The organism is Collinsella aerofaciens (assembly GCF_032584215.1).
GTDB lineage: Bacteria > Actinomycetota > Coriobacteriia > Coriobacteriales > Coriobacteriaceae > Collinsella.
Window position 1 is genome coordinate 1 of sequence record NZ_JAWHPN010000060.1, and the last position, 1141, is coordinate 1141.

At 73.0% G+C, this 1141-nt stretch carries 1 protein-coding gene; it reads left to right on the forward strand.

Going from position 1 to position 1141, the window contains the following annotated elements; all coding sequences use genetic code 11:
- Positions 1-1027: Mu transposase domain-containing protein (locus RX395_RS09710; RefSeq protein ID WP_316367258.1), on the forward strand; the 1027-nt coding region annotated here is incomplete at its 5' end.
- Between the last annotated feature and the right edge of the window lie 114 nt (positions 1028-1141).

Sequence of the window (1141 nt, forward strand, 5' to 3'; positions counted from 1 at the left end):
GCCCCTCGACCTCAAGCTGCTGGTCGCGACGCTCCCGCACTCGAACGACCGGCAATGCGTCGCCCTCATGTCGCAGAGGTCGGAGTGCCTGTGCGCCGGGCTGCTCGAGATCTTCCGCCGTTGGGGCCGCGCCCCGGCGGCGATGGTGCTCGACAACGCCACCGAGGCGGGCAGGATGGTGCGCGGCGAGGTCACGGAATCGAGGCTGTTCTCGCAGTTCAGGGCCCACTACCGCTTCGAGAGCCGGTACTGCAACCCCTATTCGGGAAACGAGAAGGGCTCCGTCGAGAACGCCGTGGGGTTCCTCCGGCGCAACCTCCTCGTCCCCGTGCCGGCGTTCGGCACGCTCCCCGAGCTCAACGCGTTCCTCGCCGAGGGATGCGCGAGGATCAACGCGGCGGCGCGCTGCCGCGACGGCAGGCCGCACGGAGAGGCCTACCGGGAGGACCTCGCCGCCATGCGCGCCCTTCCCGGCGTGGAGTTCGACGCGGTGAGGTGGGTCACCGCCCGCGCCGACAAGCGCGGCTACGTCGAGGCCGACGGGCGCGAATACGTCGCCGGGCCCGCCTGGCACGGGCGGAGCCTGCTCGTCGGCATGCGCGCGACGACGGTGGAGATCCTCGCCGACCGCGGCCGCCGGGTCGCCGTCCTCCCCAGGGCCTTCGGGGAGGGGCCCGCGGTCCGGAACCCCCTCTCGCTCGTGCCCGCCATTATCGCCAGGCCGAGGGCCTTCGGGGAGTCGACGATCAGGCGCGACATGCCGCCGGGGCTCGTCGAGGGGATCGACCGGATGGATTCCGCCGGCAGGAGGCGCACGCTCAGGTCGATCGGCCGGGCGAGCGAGTCCTCGGGCTTCGAGGCGGCATGCGAGGCGGCGCTCAGGGTCGTCGAGGGCGGCCGCGTCCCCGACGACGCAACGGTCGACGTGCTGGCGAGGCGCATCGCGGGAGGCGGCGGTGAGGCCGGCGCCGCCGACCTGTCGGTCTACGACGGGTTCCTGAAGGGGGCGGTCGCCGATGGCCGCTAGCGAGGAGCTGGCCCGCAGGGTCGTGGAGGCCGGGCGGTCATGTTCGCTCACCACCGCCGTCCTGGAGGAGTGGTCGAGGCTCGGCACCCCGAAACAGGTGGAGTACCTGGCGGG